At 56.8% G+C, this 921-nt stretch carries 1 protein-coding gene; it reads right to left on the bottom strand.

The features are described from left to right. Positions 1 to 232: 232 nt before the first annotated feature. Positions 233 to 921: transposase (locus tag EVJ30_RS15025; RefSeq protein WP_145963179.1), on the bottom strand; the 689-nt coding region annotated here is incomplete at its 5' end.

Here is a 921-nt window from a genome sequence, read left to right as displayed (position 1 = left end):
GCGGGCAAGGCGAGACCCAGCAGCGACATCGTCGCGATGCGGCTCGCTGACCGCCCCCAGGAAAGCGGCGTGCCGGACAGGGCGGCTCGAAGGGCAATGAAAGCAGATGAAGTTTTTCAGTGCCCTCTTTGAAAAGGAGGGCACTGAAAAACCTCCGCTCTATCCGAGCGTGAACAGAAAAAAGGGCGATTGGACCGACTCAAGTCGGGACAATCGCTCTTTTTCCTTGCCCTTATTCCTTTTGTTCTCCCCTGAGAGCGATGATTCGCTTCAGGTTGACCGCGACGATGGCCATCACGCTCTGTAAGGTCATGCCCTTTAGGTCTGACGTTTTGTTTCGCGCCAGACCTTGGGGGTTCTTCAATTGGCTATTCTTCGGCTCGATGGCGAACCGTTTGCGACGATACTCTTTGAATTCATCCGTCTGCTCGTAATCGAGCTGGTCACTGTGCTCCCTCGACTTCAGCGTCACGCTGTGTGTTCTCGATCTCGCCCCATCCTTGTAACATCCCTCGCGCAACGGACACTGCTTGCATAACTTGATGTCGAAGTAATGTGTCTCTTTTTGATTCTTCCCGATGTTCTTCGTCCCTGTACGGGCCTTCCGGATGGCCATGTGCCCGGCGGGACAGACGTAGCGTTCAGCGTCTTTGTTGTAGGTGAATCCCTCGGCACGATTCGTGGCGGCGGACGAAAGCTGAGGGTTCAAAGGCGCGACGAGTTTGCATCCTTGTGAGGCGGCATAGATCAGGTTGTCTCGGCCCGAATAGGCCGCATCGCCCACGATATGGTCAAACTCGGCGCCGGCGGCGTGGCTCTTCTCGATGAGGCGAGTCAACTGCTTCCCGTCCGCCGCCTCGCCTGACGTGACGACGACGGCCGTGATGATGCCTTCTTCCGTCATCGCGAGGTGATGCTTGT

It is taken from the genome of Exiguobacterium sp. SH5S13, from assembly GCF_004337085.1.
Taxonomy (GTDB): domain Bacteria; phylum Bacillota; class Bacilli; order Exiguobacteriales; family Exiguobacteriaceae; genus Exiguobacterium; species Exiguobacterium aurantiacum_A.
The sequence above is the reverse complement of the archived record's forward strand: the minus strand, read 5'-3'. Positions and strand labels throughout refer to the sequence as shown.